18 protein-coding genes and 1 pseudogene are annotated in these 20,490 nt (G+C 62.6%); 14 read left to right on the forward strand and 5 right to left on the reverse strand.

Translation table 11 applies throughout. The annotated features are described in order from the left end of the window. Positions 1-12: 12 nt before the first annotated feature. The 3 genes from VGE08_RS09965 (at position 13) to VGE08_RS09975 (ending at position 2,780) form a co-directional block, all read left to right on the forward strand. Positions 13-1,824: an IlvD/Edd family dehydratase gene (locus VGE08_RS09965; RefSeq protein WP_331067724.1), complete on the forward strand. Its 1,812-nt coding sequence runs from the start codon at positions 13-15 to the stop codon at positions 1,822-1,824. A 207-nt stretch (positions 1,825-2,031) separates the two neighbouring features. Continuing rightward, complete coding sequence (locus VGE08_RS09970) at positions 2,032-2,403, forward strand: type II toxin-antitoxin system RelE/ParE family toxin (RefSeq protein WP_331067725.1); 372 nt, start codon at positions 2,032-2,034, stop codon at positions 2,401-2,403. 2 nt (positions 2,404-2,405) lie between these two features. Continuing rightward, entirely contained in the window at positions 2,406-2,780 is a 375-nt protein-coding gene (locus VGE08_RS09975; protein ID WP_331067726.1) for an XRE family transcriptional regulator, read from the forward strand. Positions 2,781-2,797: 17 nt separating this feature from the next. Here VGE08_RS09975 and VGE08_RS09980 read toward each other — a convergent pair whose 3' ends face one another. Genes VGE08_RS09980 through VGE08_RS09990 form a run of 3 tightly spaced genes read right to left on the reverse strand, consistent with a single transcriptional unit; the run spans position 2,798 to position 6,943 of the window. Next, entirely contained in the window at positions 2,798-4,351 is a 1,554-nt protein-coding gene (locus VGE08_RS09980; RefSeq protein WP_331067727.1) for an alpha-N-arabinofuranosidase, read from the reverse strand. Positions 4,352-4,354: 3 nt separating this feature from the next. After that, positions 4,355-5,359 (reverse strand): AraD1 family protein, encoded by a 1,005-nt coding sequence (gene araD1 / locus VGE08_RS09985; RefSeq protein WP_331067728.1) that lies wholly within the window; start codon positions 5,357-5,359, stop codon positions 4,355-4,357. Positions 5,360-5,362: 3 nt separating this feature from the next. Continuing rightward, on the reverse strand, positions 5,363-6,943 hold the full coding sequence (locus VGE08_RS09990) for an aldehyde dehydrogenase (NADP(+)) (RefSeq protein ID WP_331067729.1): 1,581 nt from the start codon (positions 6,941-6,943) through the stop codon (positions 5,363-5,365). A 191-nt stretch (positions 6,944-7,134) separates the two neighbouring features. Here VGE08_RS09990 and VGE08_RS09995 point away from each other — a divergent pair, with 191 nt between their 5' ends. After that, positions 7,135-8,835 (forward strand): sodium:solute symporter, encoded by a 1,701-nt coding sequence (locus VGE08_RS09995; RefSeq protein WP_349258668.1) that lies wholly within the window; start codon positions 7,135-7,137, stop codon positions 8,833-8,835. On the opposite strand, the gene VGE08_RS10000 is transcribed toward VGE08_RS09995, so the two are convergent. Further along, positions 8,816-9,589 (reverse strand): FadR/GntR family transcriptional regulator, encoded by a 774-nt coding sequence (locus VGE08_RS10000; protein WP_331067731.1) that lies wholly within the window; start codon positions 9,587-9,589, stop codon positions 8,816-8,818. The two genes, VGE08_RS09995 and VGE08_RS10000, sit on opposite strands and share 20 nt — an antisense overlap. Positions 9,590-9,766: 177 nt before the next feature. On the opposite strand from VGE08_RS10000, the gene VGE08_RS10005 reads away from it, so the two are divergent. The 4 genes from VGE08_RS10005 to VGE08_RS10020 all read left to right on the forward strand — a co-directional run bounded on the left by VGE08_RS10005 (position 9,767) and on the right by VGE08_RS10020 (position 17,333). Beyond that, the gene (locus VGE08_RS10005) at positions 9,767-12,427 is read left to right on the forward strand and encodes a helix-turn-helix transcriptional regulator (RefSeq protein ID WP_331067732.1); all 2,661 of its coding nucleotides are present in this window, start codon (positions 9,767-9,769) and stop codon (positions 12,425-12,427) included. A 112-nt stretch (positions 12,428-12,539) separates the two neighbouring features. Continuing rightward, a complete protein-coding gene (locus VGE08_RS10010) occupies positions 12,540-14,108 on the forward strand; it encodes a hydantoinase/oxoprolinase family protein (protein ID WP_331067733.1) in 1,569 nt (522 codons plus the stop codon). A 2-nt stretch (positions 14,109-14,110) separates the two neighbouring features. Beyond that, a complete protein-coding gene (locus VGE08_RS10015) occupies positions 14,111-15,199 on the forward strand; it encodes a DUF917 domain-containing protein (protein ID WP_331067734.1) in 1,089 nt (362 codons plus the stop codon). Between the two features lie 34 nt (positions 15,200-15,233). After that, positions 15,234-17,333: a TonB-dependent receptor gene (locus VGE08_RS10020; RefSeq protein ID WP_331067735.1), complete on the forward strand. Its 2,100-nt coding sequence runs from the start codon at positions 15,234-15,236 to the stop codon at positions 17,331-17,333. Positions 17,334-17,375: 42 nt separating this feature from the next. Here VGE08_RS10020 and VGE08_RS10025 read toward each other — a convergent pair whose 3' ends face one another. After that, complete coding sequence (locus VGE08_RS10025) at positions 17,376-17,795, reverse strand: DUF6524 family protein (RefSeq protein ID WP_331067736.1); 420 nt, start codon at positions 17,793-17,795, stop codon at positions 17,376-17,378. A gap of 532 nt (positions 17,796-18,327) precedes the next feature. On the opposite strand from VGE08_RS10025, the gene VGE08_RS10030 reads away from it, so the two are divergent. The 6 genes and pseudogenes from VGE08_RS10030 (at position 18,328) to VGE08_RS10055 (ending at position 20,478) form a co-directional block, all read left to right on the forward strand. Continuing rightward, complete coding sequence (locus VGE08_RS10030) at positions 18,328-18,687, forward strand: helix-turn-helix transcriptional regulator (RefSeq protein ID WP_331067737.1); 360 nt, start codon at positions 18,328-18,330, stop codon at positions 18,685-18,687. A gap of 28 nt (positions 18,688-18,715) precedes the next feature. Beyond that, the gene (locus VGE08_RS10035; RefSeq protein ID WP_331067738.1) at positions 18,716-19,183 is read left to right on the forward strand and encodes a hypothetical protein; all 468 of its coding nucleotides are present in this window, start codon (positions 18,716-18,718) and stop codon (positions 19,181-19,183) included. A gap of 113 nt (positions 19,184-19,296) precedes the next feature. Beyond that, a complete protein-coding gene (locus VGE08_RS10040) occupies positions 19,297-19,638 on the forward strand; it encodes an RNA polymerase sigma factor (RefSeq protein WP_331067739.1) in 342 nt (113 codons plus the stop codon). Beyond that, positions 19,602-19,817: pseudogene (locus tag VGE08_RS10045) on the forward strand (citrate transporter); the annotation flags it as partial. The gene VGE08_RS10040 and the pseudogene VGE08_RS10045, both read left to right, overlap by 37 nt. 101 nt (positions 19,818-19,918) lie before the next feature. Then, on the forward strand, positions 19,919-20,161 hold the full coding sequence (locus VGE08_RS10050; protein WP_331067740.1) for a type II toxin-antitoxin system CcdA family antitoxin: 243 nt from the start codon (positions 19,919-19,921) through the stop codon (positions 20,159-20,161). Continuing rightward, a complete protein-coding gene (locus tag VGE08_RS10055; protein WP_331067741.1) occupies positions 20,161-20,478 on the forward strand; it encodes a CcdB family protein in 318 nt (105 codons plus the stop codon). The genes VGE08_RS10050 and VGE08_RS10055 overlap by 1 nt, the downstream gene beginning before the upstream one ends. The last annotated feature ends 12 nt before the right edge of the window (positions 20,479-20,490 follow it).

The raw sequence follows: 20,490 nt of genomic DNA on the forward strand, positions 1-20,490 counted from the left end.
CAAAGTCCAATCATGACTTCACCCGATGCCCATCCGTCCGCTGTCCGTCGTCTGCGCTCGCGCGCCTGGTTCGACGATCCCGCCAATGCGGACATGACTGCCCTATACCTGGAGCGGTACATGAACTTCGGCTTGTCGCTGCAGGAGTTGCAGTCGGGCAAGCCGATCATCGGCATCGCGCAGACCGGCAGCGACCTGTCGCCGTGCAATCGCCATCACATCGTGCTGGCGGAGCGTGTGCGTGAGGGCGTGCGCGAGGCCGGTGGCATCGTGCTGGAATTCCCAGTCCATCCGATTCAGGAAACCGGTAAGCGGCCCACCGCGGGGTTGGATCGCAATCTCGCCTATCTCGGACTGGTCGAAGTGTTGTTCGGCTATCCGCTCGATGGAGTCGTGTTGACGGTGGGCTGTGACAAGACTACGCCGGCTTGCTTGATGGCGGCAGCGACGGTGAATCTGCCCGCCATCGCACTGTCGGTCGGGCCCATGCTCAATGGTTGGTACCAGGGTGTACGCACTGGCTCCGGCACCATCGTCTGGCGCGCTCGTGAGTTGCTGGCCGCGGGCGAGATTGACTATCAGGGCTTCATCAAACTGGTCGCATCTTCAGCACCTTCGACCGGTTACTGCAACACCATGGGTACGGCGACGACCATGAACAGCCTCACCGAGGCGCTGGGCATGTCGCTGCCCGGCTCGGCGGCGATTCCCGCGCCGCTGCGCGATCGGCAGGAGTGCGCTTATCTCACCGGCAAGCAGATCGTCGAGATGGTGTGGGCCGATCGCAAGCCCTCCGACATTCTGACTCGCGAGGCGTTCATCAATGCCATTCGCGTGAACTCGGCAATCGGCGGCTCCACCAATGCGCCCATTCATTTGAATGCGCTGGCGAGGCATATCGGCGTCGAGTTGTCCATCGACGACTGGCAGGAATACGGGCTGGACATTCCCTTGCTCGTGAACCTTCAGCCGGCCGGGGAATATCTGGGCGAAGACTACTATCGCGCAGGTGGCGTGCCCGCAGTAGTAGCGGAGTTGATGCGCCAAGGCTTGATCAATGAATCCGCGATGACGGTGAATGGCCATACGCTCGGCGAGAACTGTCGCGGCGCGAGCATTCTCGACACCAAGGTGATCAAGCCGTTCGACCAGCCATTGAAGAAGCGCGCGGGCTTCAGTGTGTTGCGCGGCAATTTGTTCGATTCGGCGATCATGAAGACAAGTGTGATCTCCGATGAATTTCGCGCTCGGTATCTTTCCAATCCGAATGATCCGGATGCCTTCGAAGGACGTGCCGTCGTGTTCGATGGCCCGGAGGATTACCACGCGCGCATCGATGATCCGTCGCTTGGCATTGATGAGAATACGTTGTTATTCATGCGTGGCACCGGGCCGATCGGCTATCCCGGCGCCGCGGAGGTTGTGAACATGCGTCCGCCGGTGAACCTGATCAAAGCAGGCGTCCATAACCTGCCTTGCATCGGCGATGGGCGGCAGTCGGGCACGTCGGGGTCTCCGTCGATTCTCAATGCATCGCCGGAAGCCGCGGTCGGCGGCGGCCTCGCACTGCTGCGCAGTGGCGATCGCGTGCGAATCGATCTGCGCAAGGGCGAAGCAAACATTCTCATCAACGACGAGGAGTTGAATCGCCGCCGCAAGGCTCTGCAAGAGGCGGGCGGATATCCCGTCCCCGCGAGCCAGACGCCTTGGCAGGAAATGCAACGCGCCGCCGTCGGTCAGGCGGAAACGGGCGCTGTGCTCGAATCAGCCGTGAAGTATCAGCGGCTGGCGCAGACTAAGGGCGTGCCGCGGCACAACCACTAGTGTTCGTTGCCGCGCGGTCGGCGCGCGGCGATCTCCGCGCAGTCACGCTCGGAGCCATCTTAGAAGAGAACGCCATAGCGAGGCGAAAAGCCCGCTCAAGCAGCCTCATCGACTGTCAGCTTCGAGCTAGGCTCCGAGGACGGTCGCCGCTGTCCGGACCGTTCCAACATTCACTGGACGGCATATTCATCAAGAGGCATACTGGCCATGTCATGGACGATACGGTTCCACGCTCTGTTCGAGGCGGAGTTCGACGAGCTCGGCAGCGAGGTTCAGGACGAGCTTCTGGTGCAACTGCGTTGGCTTCAGGAGTTCGGTCCGGTGCTTGGGCGCCCCCGCGTCGATACGTTGAAAGGATCGACCCACGCCAACATGAAGGAGCTTCGCTTCGAGGCGGAGGGCGGTGTCTGGAGAGTGGCTTTTGCTTTCGACCCGAAACGCGAGGCGATCCTGCTGGTCGCCGGAGACAAGTCGGGAGGCAGCGAGTGGCGCTTCTACAAACAACTGATCGCGAAAGCCGACGAGCGGTTCGATGAGCATCTGGCGGTTCTGAGAAGGCAGCAATGGCAAGGAGTATGAACATGGGCAAGACATTGGAAGAGATGCTGGCACGGCTCCCTGCCGACCGGCGCGCAAAGATCGAGGCGCGCGCGGCGCTATTGATCGCCGAGGAGAAATCGCTTCGCGCGCTGCGGCAGGCGCGTACCCTGACCCAGACGCACATGGCGAAAACGCTCGGCATCGGCCAGGACGGTGTCTCCAAGCTGGAGAACCGCAGCGACATGATGCTGTCGACCTTGCGCGGTTACGTGGAGGCGATGGGCGGCAGACTGAACCTGATCGCGGAATTTCCCGATGCTCCGCCCGTGGCGCTCAGCGGCTTCGGCTCGGCGGATGCGGACCGTGTCGTGGCATCCCGACCCAAGAAGAAGCCCGCGCGCAAAGGACGGAGGTGATCGGGCGGGTGCCGTCCTCAATCAACCGCGACGACCACCACTGACTTCGGTGGCAACTCCACACGAAGCTCGTTGCCCTTGCGGCTGGCCTTGAACGGCGCGGGCTGCAGAGTTTCGGGACGATCGACCGTATTGTGCGCATCCATGGTGTTGGCTGTGAGGATCCGACCCGTGAGTGATCTGGCACTCGCACCCTCGATTTTCGTCGTCACCGAAGCGCCACGATTCGGATCCACATTCGTGAACGCGATGTGCAGCTTTCCAGCCGTATCACGCGCGGCGGACACGGAGACCTGCGGAAGAGAGAACTCGCCCCGCTGATATGCCGGGCCATTCACTTCGGCCGGCAATGACGTAGCACCCTGGAACGGGATATACATCTCGAACACGTGATACGTCGGCGTGACCGTCATCTTCTCCTTGTCGGTCAGGATCATCGCCTGCAGCACGTTCACCATCTGCGCGATGTTCGCCATCTTCACGCGGTCGGCGTGACGATGAAACACATCCAGCGTCAACGACGCGACCAGCGCGTCGCGCAACGTGTTCTGCTGATACAGGAATCCGGGGTTTCGACCGGGCTCCGGGTCGTACCAGGTGCCCCACTCATCGACGTACATGGCCACCTTCTTGTCCGGGTCGTACTTGTCCATGACGGCCGAGTGCCGGGTCACCAACTCGTCCATGCGCAGCGCATGTTGCAGCGTGGACGCCCATGCATCCTCGGTGAAGCCGGTCGATGACCCCTTCTTCGGCCAGCTGCCAGGAAACGTGTAGTAGTGCACCGAGTAAGCATCCATGTGCTTGGCCGCTTGCGACAGCATCACCTCGGTCCAGTGATAGTCGTCGGTGTTGGCGCCGCTTGCGATCTTCAGCGGCCGGTTGTCGGCGGGCGCCTTGATGAAGGTGGCGAACTGCTTGTAGAGATCGGCGAAGTATTCCGGCCGCATGTTGCCGCCGCAGCCCCAGGTTTCGTTGCCGACGCCAAAGTACGGCAGCTTCCACGGCTTCTCGCGCCCGTTCTTCCGGCGCAGTTCCGCAAGCGACGATCGGGTATCGGAAGTGATGTACTCGACCCACTCGGCCATTTCTTGCGGACTGCCCGATCCGACGTTGCCGGACACATAGGCGTCCGTGCCGATCAATTCGGCGAAGTCGAGAAACTCATGCGTGCCGAACGCGTTCGTTTCTTCCACGCCGCCCCAATGCGTGTTGACCTTCACCGGGCGCTTGTCTCGCGGGCCGATGCCATCGCGCCAGTGATACTCGTCGGCGAAGCAGCCGCCGGGCCAGCGCACCACGGGAACTTTCAGTTTCTTCAGCGCCGCAACGACATCGTTGCGATAGCCGCGGGTGTTGGGAATGGGCGAGTCCTCGCCGACCCAGATGCCCTCGTAGATGCCATGGCCGAGATGTTCGGCGAACTGGCCGTAGATGTTCTTGTCGATCGTGGCGCCGGGCTTGTCGGCTTGAATAGTCACCGAGACCGCGACGGATTCGGCCACGCTGGCCGAGAGCGGAACAAAAGTCAGCGTCGCCAGGCTGACGATGGCGAATTTGATTGGGCTCATGACCTATAACGCTTTCACTGCGACCGTGGGTGATTGGCGCCGCGTGAGCGGATTGCGGAGCGGCACGTTGAATGGGGGCGCTTGAATCTCGAACACATCGCCTTCACGCGTCTGAACGCCTTCCGCGAAGGACAATGTCGCCGTGCCAAAGAAATGCACGTGCACGTCGCCGGGCCGGCGGAACAGCTCATATTTGAAATGGTGATGTTCCAGATTGGCGATGGTGTGCGACATGTTGGCTTCGCCAGTAAGGAACGGCTTTTCCCAGAGGGGCTTGCCATCGCGAAGAATACGGCTCGTGCCCCGCACATCAGCGGGCAACTCGCCCGTCAATAACTCCGCGCCGAGAGCCGCGTGACGCAGCTTCGAATGCGCCAGCCACAAATAATTGCCACGCTCGGTGATGTGATCCGAGAGCTCGTTGGCGAGACAAAAGCCGAGGCGATGCGGATTGCCTTCCGCGTCGATCAGATAAATGCCGGCGATCTCCGGCTCTTCGCTGCCATCGAGCGCGAAGTCAGGCGAGGGCAAGGCCTCGCCTGTGGCAACCACGCAGGAGCCGTTGCCTTTGTAGAACCACTCCGGTTGCACACCTACTTTGCCGACCGCGGGCTTGCCGCCTTCCAGCCCCATGTTGAACATGCGCATGGAGTCGGTGAGCGTGCCGCCAGCGGCGGCCTTGTGCATCTTGTCCCGGCCTTCGGCGGAGCCGAGATGCGTGAGGCCGGTGCCGGTCAGATACAGGTGCGCCGGGTCCGGATGATCGATGGGAGCGAGCAGGCGGTTGGATGCCTGCAGCTCCTGCAGATCGAGTTTTTCCTCGGCAATGCGTGCCTCGACAATGGCAGCCAACGAGCTGCCACTGTCGAGCGCGGCTTGTGCCAGCTCGTAGATGCTGACAAAGCCGCGCACCTTGCGAGCGACGCCCACGTCGTCCACCAGGGCTACGAAACGCTGACTCCCGGCAGATTCCGGGTCAGCGCGCACCTGTATCAGACGCAGGCTCATCCATCAGCCGCCGGCTTTGTAGACGCCGTCGAGTCGATGCGGCAGCGACGCTTGATTGCCACGCTTCAGAACATGCGGCAGCAACGCATCCGGAATGTCCTGGTAGCAAACCGGTCGTAGGAAACGTTCGATGGCGAGCGTGCCCACGGAAGTGCTGCGACCATCCGAGGTCGACGGGTACGGACCGCCGTGAACCATGGCGTGCGACACCTCGACGCCGGTAGGCCAGCCGTTCGCTAGCAAGCGGCCAGCTTTGCGCTCGAGCGTAGGAAGGAGGCTCCGCGCGAGCGCATAGTCTTCTTCCGTGACATGCAGCGTCGCGGTCAGCTGGCCTTCGATCTTCTCCAGCACATCCAGCAGCTCCGCCTCGTTGGCGCATCGGACAATGACGGAAGAGGCGCCGAACACTTCTTCCATGACTTCCGGATTGGCCTGCAACGAGCTCGCCGAGACGGAAAACAAGGCGCCGCGGCCGCAGTTTTTGCCGGCAGTATCGGCGCCGCGTGCAATGGTCTTCACGTTCTTGCTGGTCTCGAGACGCTCCACGCCCTTCTGATATGCATCGAAGATCCCGCCGGTCAGCATCACCTGGGGAGCCGAGCCACCGAGCGCGGCGCTCGCCGCTGCGATGAACGTATCCACGTGGGGCCCTTCGAGAACGAGCACGAGGCCAGGGTTGGTGCAGAACTGTCCCGAGCCCAGAGTGAGCGATGCGACGAACTCCTTGCCCAGGGCTTCGGCGCGAGCGGCCAGCGCGCCAGGTAACAACAGCACGGGATTCACGCTGCTCATCTCGGCGTAAACCGGAATCGGCTCATGTCGAGCAGCTGCAATCTTCATCAGGGCCACACCGCCAGCGCGCGATCCGGTGAAGCCAACGGCCTTCACGCGCGAGTCGGCGACCAGCGCCGCGCCTAGCGCACGCGAATTGCCGTTCAACAACGAGAACACGCCGGGGTGCAGACCGCACTCCGCGACCGCCTGGCTGATGGCCTGCGCAACCAATTCGCTGGTGCCCGGATGAGCAGAATGACCTTTGACGATGACGGGACAGCCAGCCGCGAGCGCCGACGCGGTATCGCCGCCCGCGACGGAAAAGGCGAGCGGAAAGTTGCTCGCGCCGAATACAACGACGGGGCCGAGCGGCACTTTGCGCTGACGAAGGTCCGCACGCGGCAGCGGTTTACGATCCGGCAACGCGGGATCGATGCGAACGCCTTGCCAGCCACCCTTGCGCAATTCATCGGCGAACAGGCGCAGCTGATTCACCGTCCGGGCGCGCTCGCCCGTCAGGCGGACGAGGGGCAGGCCGGATTCGGCATGGGCGCGCTCGAGCAGCTCATCGCCCAGCGCCATGATGCGATCGCCGATGGTTTCCAGGAATTTTGCGCGTGCCTCGCTGTCCAGAGATCGGTACTCGTCGAAAGCCTCGCTGGCCAGTTGGCAGGCGCGCTCCACTTCGGCGTCGCCGGCCGAGCTGAACGGCGGTTCGATTTCCGAAGCCGTGGCGGGATTCGCCGCGCGAAAGGTTTGGGTGGTCGCGATGCGTTCGCGACCGATGAACAACTGACCCGTGAGAGGCATGACAGAGCTCCGCATGAACTTCTTGATGTTGATATACTCAGACAATAGCCCACCGCGTCCCGGCGGGCAATGCCGTGATCCGTGACATGAGATAAGCAGCGTTTCCGTTGCCGGCGCATTAAGACACCCGCACTGGCACTCAACAAGACCATTCCACGAGAAGTTCAGGGGTACCGGTGCAAAATTCTTCTTTGACCGCGCTCGACTGGCTGGTGATTTCGCTGTATTTCGTGATGATCGGCGTGCTGGCATGGTGGTATGGCCGACACCAGCGCGACAGTGTCGACTACTTCCTTGCCGGCCGGAACGCCGGCTTCATCACCATCGGCGCGTCGATCTTCACATCCAACATCGGCTCCGAGCACATCGTCGGCCTGGCAGGGCAGGGCGCCTCCACCGGCATGGCCATGGCGCACTGGGAGCTGCACGCCTGGGTGCTGATCCTGCTCGCGGGCTTTTTCGTGCCCTTCTATTACAAGTCCGGCGTGCAGACGATTCCGGAATTCCTCGAGCGCCGCTTCAATGCGCGGGCGCGCACGATCCTGTCCGTGGTCTCGCTGGTTGCCTATGTTTTCACGAAGGTCAGCGTCACGGTGTTCGCCGGCGCGATCGTGTTTCAGGCGCTGCTGCCAGATACTTTCGGCTCGCGCGACAACGCCTTCTGGGTCGGCGCGTTTACCACGGTGATTCTCACCGGCATCTACACGGTCTTCGGTGGCATGCGTGCCATCATGGCGACCGCGACGCCACAGGCCGTAATCATTCTGTTCGGCTCGTTCGTGATCACCTGGATGGGCCTGACCAAGTTGGGCGACGGCGCCGGTGTCGCCGCGGGTTGGGGTGAGCTGGTCAGTGCGGCCAGCAGTAATGCCGCGCAGTTCGCGTTGTGGCGGCCGCTGAGCGATCCCGATTTTCCATGGCTCGGCGTGATGATCGCCTCGCCCATCATCGGCATCTGGTACTGGTGTACCGATCAATATATCGTCCAGCGCACGCTGTCAGCGAAGGATCTGGTTTCGGCCCGGCGCGGCGCGCTGTTCGGCGGCTTGCTGAAAGTCTGGCCGGTGTTGATCTTCCTGGTCCCCGGCATGATCGGCTGGGCGTTACATCAGAAGGGCCTGTTGCAGCTGCCGATGAAGATGGTCGACGGTCAGTCGGTGATCGACGGCGATACCGTCTTTCCCACGCTGGTGACAGCGCTGCTGCCATCGGGTGTGCGCGGCTTGATCGTCGCCTGTCTGCTCGCGGCGTTGATGAGCTCGCTGGCGTCGCTCTTCAACTCCAGCGCATCGCTGTTCACCGTCGATATTTACGAGAAATTCCGTCCGGGCCGTTCGCCGCAACACCTGCTCATGGTGGGGCGCATCGCCACCACAGTGGTGGTCGGTCTCGGTCTGCTATGGATTCCGGTGATGAAAGTCATCTCCGGCGGCGGGCTGTATCAATATCTGCAGAGCGTGCAGGGTTATCTCGCGCCACCGATCACGGCGGTGTTCCTGCTCGGATTGTTCTGGAAACGACTCAACGGTCGCGGTGCCGTGTGGGCGCTGGCTGGTGGCTTCGTGCTGGGCATGTTCAAGCTCACCTGTCAGGCATTTTTCGGTGCCGGCAAGATCGCCGACCCGGCGTGGCTCGCGGCCATCGGCGATTTCAATTTCCTGTACGCCACCGGCATTCTGTTCGTCGCCAGCGCCATCCTGATGATCGTCGGCTCGCTCACCAGTCCGGCGCCAGTAGCGGCGCAGATCGAAGGGCTGACTTACTCGTCGATCCGCGCCCTGCACGGCGAAGAGATTGGCCGCAGCTGGGATAAGGGCAACCAGGCGCTCGCCATCATCATTCTCACGCTGGTGGTGGGAATCTACGTCTACTTCAGCTTCTGGCTGGAATAGCTGCTTTGGCTTTGGGCTTGCGTGCGTGGAGGGTGTCCATGTGCGCGAGCTCGACCAGGCTCAGCATCGCGGCGTGCGCGGCTTTGGGGTCGGAGGCCTTGATGGCTTCGTAGACTTTCTGGTGATCGGGAATCGGGTCGCGGCGTAACGGGTTGTGCCGCTGCTTGAAGATCGTGGTCCACGACACCGCCGCGCTGACGCCGCTGGTCAGGGACACGATGAATGCGTTGCCGGTGGCGCGCAGCATGGCCGAGTGGAATTCCTGGTCGGCCAGGCGGCCCGCTTCGCTCGCCAGCGTATGAGTGGTCATGCCTTCGAGCGCTTGTTCCATCGCCTGCAGATGTTCGTCGGTGCGGCGCATGGCGGCCAGTGCCGCGGCCTCGGGCTCGACGATCTTGCGCAGCTCGAACAGGTTCGCCAGCACCGTATCGTCCGGCTCGAACTCGAAGATCCAGGACAGCACATCCGGATCGAGCATGTGCCAGCTCGATTGCGGACTCACGCGTGTGCCGACCTTGGGACGCGATTCCACCAGTCCTTTGGCGGCGAGGATGCGCACCGCTTCGCGGTAGGCCGTGCGTGACACCTGCAGCCGATCGCTGGCGTCGATCTCGCCGTTGAGAATGTCACCCGGCCTGTACTGGCCGGAGACGATCATCATTCCCATGTCTCGCGCGATGGTCCCATGCAGCCGCAGCGACTTGCGCCGGGCGCGTGTACTGGCCTTCGAGGCATTGGTTTTTCTGGTTGGCATCGCTGTTTCCTCGAACGCCGGCGGAGGGATTCCCCGATGTTGCCGCCTCGCGTTACGCCAATAGTTTACGCACCCGAAGCCCGCTCGCGATATTGTCTGAGTACCGGGCGGCGCCAGCCGGCCGCACGTAAGGCCGCAGTCGACCTGCGCTGCCAGTTGCGGTATGTAGCTAGCGCCATGTGGCTGATCCGCACAAAACTCGAGCCTCCCGCGCCGACCGATCGGCTCATTCCCAGGCATCGCCTGCGCAAGCGGCTGCCGGCTTTGCTCAAGGCGAGGCTGACGCTGGTGCACGCGCCGGCGGGGTTCGGCAAAACCAGCCTGCTCGCCGAATGGGCGCGTTGCCTGCGCAATCAGAATGTCCGCGTCGCCTGGTTGTCCGTCGATGAAGACGACGCCGATCCTTTGCAGTTCTTTGCTTACCTGACGGCGGCGTTGGAAGCCAGCGGCATCGAAGTCGGCCATCTCGGTCCGGTGGCGGCGCGCGGCTTTCCCGATGTGCCGGTCAGCTCGATCGTCGCGGCGTTGACGGGTGCCATCGAGCGCTCGACGGCGCGTACCGTCGTGATCATCGATGACTATCATCGGCTCGCAAGCCACGGCCCGGGCAGCGACGCCGTGGACACGGCGTTGGCCAGGCTGATCGATACGCTCGCCGCGCGAATCAGCTTCGTCGTCGCAGGCCGATCTCGGCCATCACTGCCGAACACTGCCGCTCGCGGTTCGCACGCGCGACTGGAGATCAGCGCCGATGAGTTGCGCTTCACCGATGAAGAAACACGCCGCCTGCTCAATCCAGCCGTCGCGGCGTTGAGCGATGAAGAGTTGAGCCGGCTTGCCACGGGAGCGGATGGCTGGGCCATCGCACTCGCGACCGTGCGTCAATGGCTCGGTGCAGGCTGGCATACGGAACAAGTGCTCGCCGCGCTCGCCAATCCGGGTACGAATCTGCGCGGTTATCTCACTGAGCAGATTCTTCGAAGCCTGGATTCGAAACAGCGAGAGTTCCTGCGTCGTACATGCGTCGTCGATCGTTTCTCTCGCGATCTGGCCACCGCTCTGTGCCCGGAAGCCTCTGTGGACGAGATCATCGCGGCGTTGGAACGCAAGGATCTGGTGGTCAGCCACTGGGATGGTGGTGAGCACTGGCTGCGCTATCACCGCCTGCTCAGCGACACAGCGCTCGCCGAGCTTCGCAGCGACGCGCCAGAGATCGAAACATCACTGCATCGTGCCGCGGCCGAATGGTTCTTCCAGGCAGGCCTGCATGCGGAAGCAGTTCGCCACGCGCTCGCCACGGGCGACGAAGATCTGCTCGCTGGCCTGTTCGAGCGCGCCGGTGGCTGGCGTTTGATCGTGGGCGGAAATATCGGTCTCACACGCAATGCGCTCACGCGCATTCCGCTCGGCGTGCTGAGAAAGTTTCCTCGCTCGCACCTGGCCTGGATACTGATGTTGAGCAAGCAGGGCAGGATTCGCGAGGCGCGCCAGGAATGCTCGAAGATCAACCTGCGTCAGCTCGACGATCCTTTGATCGAGTACGACGCAGCCGTCATCGAAGCCTGCGTGACTTGTTATGAGGACGCTCCGATCACTCACCGCGAGTGCGAGGCGTTGGTCGCACGAGTCTCGCGGCTACCGCAGGACGAGCATGTGTTGCGCGCCACCTACGGGAATATTCTGTGTTCGATGTATATCGATGCGGGAGACCTGGCCGCATCGCTCGCGGTTGGCGACGATGCGGCTCGTCACTATCGCAGCCAGGGCTCCATCTTTGGAGAAGTGTTCGTCTATGTTCACCAGGGCTGCGCGCTGCTCGAGAGCGCGCGCTTGCGAGATGCCGAAGCGTTGTTGCGCCAGGCCTGGAACCTGGCTCGCGACACGACGGGCCCGAACACCGAGACGGAGGCGGTGGCCGCATGCATGTTGGGCGCGACACTGTACGAGCTCGGTGACGTCGAAGCGGCCGAGTCGTTGTTGCTGCCGGCGCTGGAAGCGATGGAGCAGGGCGAGACCTGGTACGAGTTGTTGGCTCGCAGCTATGCCGCAGCGGCGGCGATCGCGCGCAGAAGGGGCGGAACGCCAGCGGCACTCGAAGTAATCCGACGCGCCAGGGCGACGGCGGCGGCGCGTGACATCAGCCGCCTGGAAGATTTTGCGGACATACTGGAGTTGACCGAGCGCGCGGCAGCGGGCGAGGTCGAGACGCCCATCGTCATGCAACTCGAGGCGGCAACGCGGGCCCGGCTGGCCGTGAGCCAATCGCCTCGGGTTCGATTTCGGCGGGAGCTGGCGCTTGCCAGGCTCGAACTTCAGCGCCATCAGCCTTCCGCGGCACTCGCTTTGCTTTCACCGCTGGTCGACGCGAGTAGATTCGCCGGCCACTGGCGCGTACACATCGAAGCACTCGCGCTGCGGGCCTTGGCATTGCACGCGCTTGGGGAGCATTGGCGAGCCCGACAGGAGTTCGATACGGCTGTCAGCCGCGCGATGTTCGAAGGACATCGGCAGCTGTTCCGTGATCTCGGGCCGGTCTTGCTGCCTTTGATTCAGGCTCAGACGATTTCAGACGCCGAGGCGCGCTTGCCGCGAGTGCGCGACCTGTTCATCAATTCGGTCGTCGAAGACTGGCAAGGGCCTGAATCGGAGACGGATGCTGCCGCGCTCAGCGAGCGGGAGCAGGCGGTACTGCGGTTGCTGGCTCAAGGGCTGACCAACAAGGCCATCGCGCGTGCGTTGCAGGTTTCGGACAACACCATCAAGTTCCATTTGAAGAACATTTTCACCAAGCTCGGCGTGACCTCGCGCGCCGAAGCGGTACGCGCACTGTCTCGGTGAATGGCATGAGTTTGGCGCTTTCCCACTGACCGGGCCTACCCGCCGCCAGGCCGGGCACCTACCCGGCGGTGGCATTGTCACCGCCCGCCCCGGATCTCTTAATGACCGGGCAATGAACACACCTCTCCTGCGGATCGGCATCGATGTGGGCGGCACCAACACCGACGCGGTGGTCATGCTCGGCCGCGACGTCCGTGCTGCCTTCAAATCCCCTACGACGGTTGATGTGGGCACAGGCATTCGCACCGCGCTCGCCGAGGTGTTGCGGCAGGCCGAGGCAAAGGGCCCGCAGATCGGCGCGGTCATGATTGGCACGACCCATTTCACCAATGCCTTCGTTCAGGCGCGGTCGCTTGCCCGGGTCGGTGTCATCAGGTTGGCCGCTCCGGCAACCACCAGCCTGCCGCCGTTTGCGGATTGGCCCGACCAGCTGCGTGACGTAGTGGCCGGCCCCGCGCAGGTGGTTCGTGGAGGCTACAACTACGACGGCAGTCAGATCGCCGAGCCCGTGCGCGATGAGATCGTGGCTGCGGCGAAAGCCATTCGCGACGAAGGCATTCGGGCGGTCGCGATCTCGTCCGTGTTTGCTCCCGTGAACGAGGCGCAAGAGCAGTTCGCTCGCGACATCGTGCTGGAGATCATTCCCGACGCCGCAATCACGCTGTCTCACGAATTGGGCCGGATCGGCCTGATCGAGCGCGAGAACGCGGCCATCATGAATGCCTCGCTGTCCGCGATGGCGGTCGACGTAGTGCGTTCATTCGGCGACGCGCTTGCCGCGCTCGATATCAAGTGTCCTTTGTATGTGAGTCAGAACGACGGCACGTTGATGCCGCCGCAGGTGGCGGCCCGTTATCCGGTGCTGACCTTTGCGTCGGGTCCGACCAACAGCATCCGAGGCGGCGGCTTCCTCACGGGATTGAACGACTGCATCGTCGTCGACATTGGCGGCACGACCACCGATGTCGGCGTGCTTGCCGGCGGCTTGCCGCGCGAAAGCTCGATTGCGGTCGACGTCGGTGGCGTTCGAACCAACTTCCGCATGCCCGACGTGCTTTCCATTGGTCTCGGTGGCGGCAGCCGCGTGCGACAGGCAGGTGAGGCCGTCACGATCGGACCCGATTCGGTTGGTTTCAAGTTGCTTAGCGAAGGGTTCGTGTTCGGCGGCGCCACGCTCACGGCTACAGACATCGCGGTCGCAAGCGGCATGGCAAACGTCGGCGACCCCGCCGCTCTGAAACATCTGGATCGCGAGCTCGTCGCCAAGGCCGTGCGCCGTATCGGCGTCATGATCGAGGACGCCATCGATCGCATGAAAACCTCATCGAGCGCCGTTCCCGTCGTGCTGGTCGGCGGCGGCAGCATTCTCGCGCCGACCACGCTGCGAGGCGCGGCCCAGGTGACCGTTCCAAAACAGGCCGGCGTCGCGAACGCCATCGGCGCGGCCATCGCGCAGGTCAGTGGCGAAGTGGACCAGGTCTATTCATATGAGCAGATCGGTCGCAACGATGCGCTGGAACGTGCGCGGACTGAAGCAACCAACAAGGCAATCGCAGCCGGTGCCGACGGCGCCACCGTGAAGATCGCCGATATCGAAGAACTGCCATTGCAGTACCTGCCTGGAGGTGCGGTGCGCGTACGAGTCAAAGCCATCGGCGAGCTGGCCGGACTGGGAGTTTGAGCATGCGCATCGAGCTGTCCGATACCCACGATTTCGCTCGCGGCGCAGCCTTCCTCGGCACCGGCGGTGGCGGCGATCCCTACATCGGGCGTTTGCTTCTGGAGCAGGCGTTGAAGAAGTCGCCGCCGGCGCGAGTGCTGCCGGTCGCTGAGCTGGATGACGATGCGCTGGTGATTCCCATCGCGGGCATGGGTGCACCCACCGTCATCATCGAGAAGATTCTCGGCTTCGCCGAAGGCGAGCGAGTGTTGCGCGCGCTGGAGAATCGGCTTGGTCGCAAGGCGACCGCCATCATGAGCGCCGAGATCGGCGGCTTGAACGCGTTGTATCCGGTCGCGATGGCAGCGCATCTCGGCCTTCCGGTCGTCGATGGGGACGGCATGGGCCGCGCGTTCCCGGAATTGCAGATGGTGAGCTTCAACATCTTCGGCCAGCGCAGCGCGCCCATGGCGATGACGGACGAGAATGGCGACGTGGTGCTCATCGAGTCCGACAGCAACTTGCGCGTGGAAAGACTGGCGCGCCCCATCGTCGTGCCGATGGGCGGGCTGTGCATGCTCGCGTTGTACCCGATGAGCGGGCGCGCCGTGAAAGAGTGCGCGATCCGCGATACGCTGAGTCTTGCGCTGGGCATCGGCCGCGCCATCGGCCAGGCTCGTAAGGAACAGCGCGAACCGTTCGAAAGCCTGTTCGCCCATCTGCGCACCACCGAGTACTACCGTCATTGCCGCATGCTATTCGACGGCAAGATCGTCGATCTCAAGCGAGAGACGCTGCACGGCTGGGCGATCGGCCACGCCATCATCGAAGACTTATCCGGCCGGCAGCGCCTCGAGGTCACGTTCCGCAATGAATATCTGCGCGCGCGCGCCGATGGCCGCACGGTCGCCATCGTGCCGGACCTGATCTCGATCCTGGATCGCGAAACTGCCGAGCCCATCACCACCGAGAACCTGAAATATGGCCAGCGCGTGAAGGTGGTGGGCGCGAGCGTGCCGCCCATCATGCGCAGCGAGCGCGCACTGGAAGTCTGGGGGCCGAAAGCCTTCGGGTTCGATGAGCCTTTCCTGCCCATCGAAGCGGCCACCTGAACCGAGCAACACAACAAAAGATTGGGGAGTCACCATGATTCACAAACATTCACTAGCGGCCTTGACGATCTTGCTTGGCAGTCAGTCTGGCCTGGCTGCCGCACAGAACACCGGCGACACGTTCACATTGGAAGAAGTGACGGTGACGGCGCAGCGTCGCACCGAACGTTTGCAGGATGTGCCCGTCGCCGTGACGGCATTCACCGCCGCCGAGATCGAAGCGCGAGGTGTCGGCAGTACGCGCGACATTCTGCCGATGACACCGAACGTTACTTACGACGAATCATTCACCGTCGGTAACAGCTTCGTATCGGTTCGCGGCGTCGCGCAGATCAACAATGCGGACTCGCCGGTCGCCATCGTCGTCGACGGCGTGCCGCAGAACAGCCAGAAGCAACTGCGCATGGAGCTGTTCGACGTCGAGCGCATCGAGGTTCTCAAGGGTCCGCAGGGCGCGCTCTACGGACGCAATGCAATCGGCGGCGCCATCAACATCGTCACGCGCGAGCCCACCAACGAGCTCGACGGCTGGGCCATGGTCGGTGCCGGCTCGGGGAACTTGAAGACCGCCAGTGCCGCGGTGTCCGGTCCCATTGTCGATGACAAGCTGCTGTTCCGTTTGTCCGGTGCGTACAAGGACACCGACGGCAACATCAAGAACGTGTTCCTGAACGAGAAGGTCGATTTCTACGAGTCGAAGGACGTTCGTGCCCGCTTCATGATCCTGGCGACGGACGCGCTGACCATCGACCTGCGAGGCTCGTACTCGGAAATCGATGGCGGCGCGGTGCTCGATGCTTCCATGGACCCGGCGCTGACCGGCAATGCGAATCGCGAAGTGCTGCCGCGTTCGGACATTCTGGGCCGCAGCACGCGCGAGATCAGCGATGCGACGGTGAAGATCGATTGGCGCAATGGTCTAGGCACGCTCACCGCGATCACCGGCTACACGGATCTCAGCGAGGACTATTACGGCGACCTGGATTTCTGTAATCCGGTCGACTGCCCGAACGGCATCTTCGACCTCGGTCCGCAGGCCGATCAGAGCCAGCTGCTGGAGACGACCTTGCTGAGCCAGGAAATCCGGCTCGCCTCGCCCGACGATCAGCAGCTGCGCTGGATCATCGGCGGTTTCTATCTCGCCACCGATCGCGAGCTGGATACCATCGCAAATCTGCTCATCCCCGGCCTGCCGGGCATTCCGTTGGTCCGCAACGCGGAGGAGAACGACAACGAAGCCTACTCGGCGTTCGCGCAAGTCGACTACGACCTTACCGATAGGACGACGGTGGGTGTGTCGTTGCGCTACGACCGAGACAAGCGAGAGCAGACCAACGCGGGAGATCCGGCGCGCCCGAAGCGCAGCAAATCGTTCAGCGATGTGCAGCCGCGCATCGTGGTCGATCACAAACTCAACGACGATCACCTGGTGTACGCGACCTACGCCACCGGCTTCCGCTCCGGCGGCTTCAATGGCGTGGGCGGCCGGCCGTTCGACGCCGAGACGTTGGAGAATTTCGAGATCGGCTACAAGTCCACCTGGTGGGACAATCGTCTGCGCTTGAACGCCGCCGTGTTCCGCTCGCGCAGCGAGGATTATCAGTTCTTCTACATCGATTTCGATCAAGGCGGCGCGCAGGTCATCGACAACCTCGACAAGGTGGAATTCACCGGCGCCGAGGTGGAATGGCAGATGCAGGCGACGCGCTACTGGACCCTGCTGGGTGCGGTCGGTGTGCTCGACTCCGATATCAAGGCGTTCGATCCGACGCTCACAGTGCCGGCGGAGCGTGGCAACCGCACGCCCAAGACGCAGAAGTCGACGTTCTCGCTGGGCAGTCAGCTGGAGGTGCCGCTGGGCGCGCTGACCGGCACAGTGCGTATCGACTATGGACGCTGGGGCAAGAAGTACTGGCACCCGGACAATGTCGACGTGCGCGATCCGGTCAACATGCTCGACCTGCGAGTTTCGATCGGCAACGATCGTTGGACCGCGACGGCTTGGGGTCGCAACGTGCTCGACGAGTTCTACTGGCAGGATTTCAATTCGATGGAGTCTGGCGCGCCGGGCGTGGATCTCGGTTCGCCGTCCTCGCCCGACACCTACGGCATCGAATTGAAGTATCAGTTCTAGCCAGTTCTAGTAGAGAGGAGGTCAGTGCCAACTGGCCTCCCTCTAGGGCCGTTCATTGACCTCGTCCACCGTCGCCTGGCCGGTCCAGCGGCGGTAGAGGTGGGCCCAGGCCATGCCGATGGCCATGATCAGGGCCAGCACCACCAGCCCGATCCAGGTCAGGGCGTTGGTATCGTCCAGGCGCAGCCAGCCCCAGGACGCAATCATCCAGATCAGTGCGGCGCACAGCGCGAACGCCAGCACCATGCCGAACAACCCGATCGAGCGCAGGGTCGCTCCCAGAAAAACCAGCCAGCCGATCAGCACCAGGATGCCCAATACCACTTCCACGGGCGTCACGTTGGGGAAGTTGTCGGCCACCATGTGCACATAAGAGTAGCCGCTGGGATTGAAGGTCAGCAGCACCAGCAGCAGCGACAAAGCCGCCCGCACCAGGAATCCGCTGAGGCTGAGATCGTTCACTTTGCCGATCCTCGAAATTCGGGACCCAAAGTATCCGCGAGGCCGCCTGCGGTGTGAAGTCAGTCGTACACAGATGCGCGCACACAGTTCCGTGCCGGCGGTTCCGCACACGTATCACACTGGTGCGTTTCCGCGGTGCCACCACTCATCGATGTGACAGCGGTTGGCGCCCGCGGGGCTGCTGAAGTACGACGGCGTCGTCGCTGCGCTAGATGTTCGCGCATGAGTGCCTGCTAAGCTGGGTCAGTTGAGTTTACAAAAGCCGGTATTTTCAGTTGCAACGCATCGTCGGCGTCAAAATAAAAACTTTGCGCAAACTCGACATTTTCACCAAGAGAATGGTGTTACAAACGCGGTAAGGGAACGGCTCATGGCATCAGGCCGGCCGCGTTCGAATTTCTGCGAAACGATGCTGGTGATAGTCCGCGATAATACTCGTGGATAGTCCACCGAATAGATGTTGGCGCTTTATTCCGAAATAGGATGTCACTAAGAATTGCCATGACTAAAACGATACACGGTTGTAATCGAGATGAAGCAGGAGAGTCATGCTTACTACAAAGCTCTCGGCGCGCACCTTGCCTTGTTGCGAAAGTCGCGCGGGATGACTCAAGCGGAGCTGGCAAGGGCCGTCGGCGTATCACAGCAGGCTGTGTTCGCTTACGAGCTCGGCGAGCGGCGCGTATCGGTGTTCATCATGACCAAGCTGTCGAAGGTATTCGCCATCGCGCCCGAGGACTTGATGGGCATCACCAAGCCAGTGCGTATTCCCAAGCGGCGGCTGTCGCCGCGTGCGATGCGCCATGCGGAGCGGCTGCAGGCGCTTTCCAAGACGCAGCAACGCTTCGTGGTTCGCATCATCGACATGCTCGAAGCAAGCAACGGCCGATAGCTGGCGCGCTTCACGACGGCGGTGTCGCATGAGCGGGCCGCGCATTTACCGGCGGCTGTCCGCCAGCAAGATCGCGGCGGTGGTGATCCAGGTCCGTGGCGAGAAAGCCATCAAGGATTCGGATCTCGCCGCCTTGTTCGGCATCAGCCGGTCCGCGCTGTACGCAAAGCTCAGCGGCAAGCTGTGGCGCTTCAAACCTACCGTAGTTCACAAGCTGTCGAAGGCTCATGACCGCGGCCGCCAGGATGTGAGACCGACACTGGCCTTCACTCAGGCGGGCGTGCTGCTGGTCGCCGGCATCCTGGCCGACGACACCTCGCTCGAGATCGGCATGGAAATCGCGCATGCATTGAAGACGCGCCGCCGCTCCTCGCTGCACAAGAAACGTCCGGCGCGACGTGCCAAGGACCCGAAAAAAGCGGCCAGCTATGCGGGTGCCAAGAGCCGTTTGGCGGCGGCGCGCTTACGCGGGGTGAGAGGAAGGGTTCTGCACTAGACTGGCTGGCCCGCCTGAAGCAGCCCGGCCTCGCAGCCTCGATCCGGCCAGATATACACTTTTGCTCGCCAACCGCTCTCCAGCCCTGGGAAGGTACCGGTCGGAACCCGAGATTGGCCAAACAAACCCAGAAATCCTTCGTCGCAGGCCTGGCGGCCCAATATGGCGATCGCCTGCGACGGTTCCTGTTTACCCGGGCTCGCAACTCGGCCGATGTGCCGGATCTCGCGCAGGAGGTGTTCTTGCGCCTGATGAGGGTGGAACAGCACGAAATGATCCGTAGCCCGGAAGCGTACCTGTTCACTGTGGCGCGTCACGTGGCCCACCAGCACACGCTGCATCAGGCCAACGCTCCGCAAGCGGTCGACATCACCGAGGTGTTTCCGGAGCTGCAGGTGAATGCCTCGGACGATCCGCGGGCATTACTCCAGTGGAGATGGCGCGGGCCTCGCTGATCGGGCAGCCGATTCATGTGCTGAGTCCGCTGGTGGCCTCGACGTATCTCCTGGTCGGCCTGGCGGGCGTGGAGTTCGGCGATCACCAGAAATTCACGCTCAAGTGGGCAGTTGGCGTGTGCCTGTTGATGATGATCGCGGCGCTGATACTGAGTTTGTTTCCGCTCACGGCCGGCTGAGCCGGCCATTTCAGAGATCCCATTTTAGAGATCTATGGCGCATGGTTGATGCGCATTATGCATGCGCATTACAATGGGCTGACCCTGCCAGGAGCGAGCCCATGACGTCCCCCACCCGCGCGGCGCCGAAGAGTGCCACTAATGTCAGCATCCGCCGCGACCTGCTGGAGGCTGCCCGTGCCTCGAAGATCAATCTGTCCGCCACACTCGAGCAGGCATTGATCGAGAAGTTGCGGCAGGCCCAGGAGCGCCAATGGCGGGAGGAGAATCGTGCAGCCATCGAGGCCTACAACCAGCATGTTGAGAAGCACGGTGTGTTCTCGGACGGCACCCGGAGCTTCTGATGGCGCAGTTCACGGTTTACAAGAACAAGAATCCACGTACCAAGTCCACATATCCACTGCTGGTGGACGCCCAGGCTGATTTGCTCGATGACCTTCAGACGCGGCTGGTCATTCCGCTCACGAAAGCGCCGGCGCTGACCAAGAAGCCGATTGCGCGTCTCACACCGGCCATCAATATCGATGGAGAGCAATACCTGCTGATGACGCCGCAGTTGGCGGGCATCGCGCGCTCGGAGCTTGGAGCTTCGGTTGGCAGCATTGCTGATCAGCGGAGCGCGATCATCTCGGCGCTCGACTTGCTGATCACAGGCGCGTAGCGGACGCTCCGG

Source organism: Steroidobacter sp., assembly GCF_036406195.1.
Classification (GTDB): Bacteria; Pseudomonadota; Gammaproteobacteria; order Steroidobacterales; family Steroidobacteraceae; genus Steroidobacter.

Excerpts from the sequence above, each read along its gene's own strand:
- VGE08_RS10010 (WP_331067733.1), top strand. The coding sequence starts at position 12,540 with ATGAACACACCTCTCCTGCGGATCGGCATCGATGTGGGCGGCACCAAC.
- VGE08_RS10055 (WP_331067741.1), top strand. The coding sequence starts at position 20,161 with ATGGCGCAGTTCACGGTTTACAAGAACAAGAATCCACGTACCAAGTCC.
- VGE08_RS09990 (WP_331067729.1), bottom strand. The coding sequence starts at position 6,943 with ATGCCTCTCACGGGTCAGTTGTTCATCGGTCGCGAACGCATCGCGACC.
- VGE08_RS09980 (WP_331067727.1), bottom strand. The coding sequence starts at position 4,351 with ATGAGCCCAATCAAATTCGCCATCGTCAGCCTGGCGACGCTGACTTTT.
- VGE08_RS09970 (WP_331067725.1), top strand. The coding sequence starts at position 2,032 with ATGTCATGGACGATACGGTTCCACGCTCTGTTCGAGGCGGAGTTCGAC.
- VGE08_RS10005 (WP_331067732.1), top strand. The coding sequence starts at position 9,767 with ATGTGGCTGATCCGCACAAAACTCGAGCCTCCCGCGCCGACCGATCGG.
- VGE08_RS09965 (WP_331067724.1), top strand. The coding sequence starts at position 13 with ATGACTTCACCCGATGCCCATCCGTCCGCTGTCCGTCGTCTGCGCTCG.
- VGE08_RS10035 (WP_331067738.1), top strand. The coding sequence starts at position 18,716 with ATGAGCGGGCCGCGCATTTACCGGCGGCTGTCCGCCAGCAAGATCGCG.
- VGE08_RS09975 (WP_331067726.1), top strand. The coding sequence starts at position 2,406 with ATGGGCAAGACATTGGAAGAGATGCTGGCACGGCTCCCTGCCGACCGG.
- VGE08_RS10030 (WP_331067737.1), top strand. The coding sequence starts at position 18,328 with ATGAAGCAGGAGAGTCATGCTTACTACAAAGCTCTCGGCGCGCACCTT.
- VGE08_RS10050 (WP_331067740.1), top strand. The coding sequence starts at position 19,919 with ATGACGTCCCCCACCCGCGCGGCGCCGAAGAGTGCCACTAATGTCAGC.
- VGE08_RS10020 (WP_331067735.1), top strand. The coding sequence starts at position 15,234 with ATGATTCACAAACATTCACTAGCGGCCTTGACGATCTTGCTTGGCAGT.
- VGE08_RS10000 (WP_331067731.1), bottom strand. The coding sequence starts at position 9,589 with ATGCCAACCAGAAAAACCAATGCCTCGAAGGCCAGTACACGCGCCCGG.
- araD1 (WP_331067728.1), bottom strand. The coding sequence starts at position 5,359 with ATGAGCCTGCGTCTGATACAGGTGCGCGCTGACCCGGAATCTGCCGGG.
- VGE08_RS10015 (WP_331067734.1), top strand. The coding sequence starts at position 14,111 with ATGCGCATCGAGCTGTCCGATACCCACGATTTCGCTCGCGGCGCAGCC.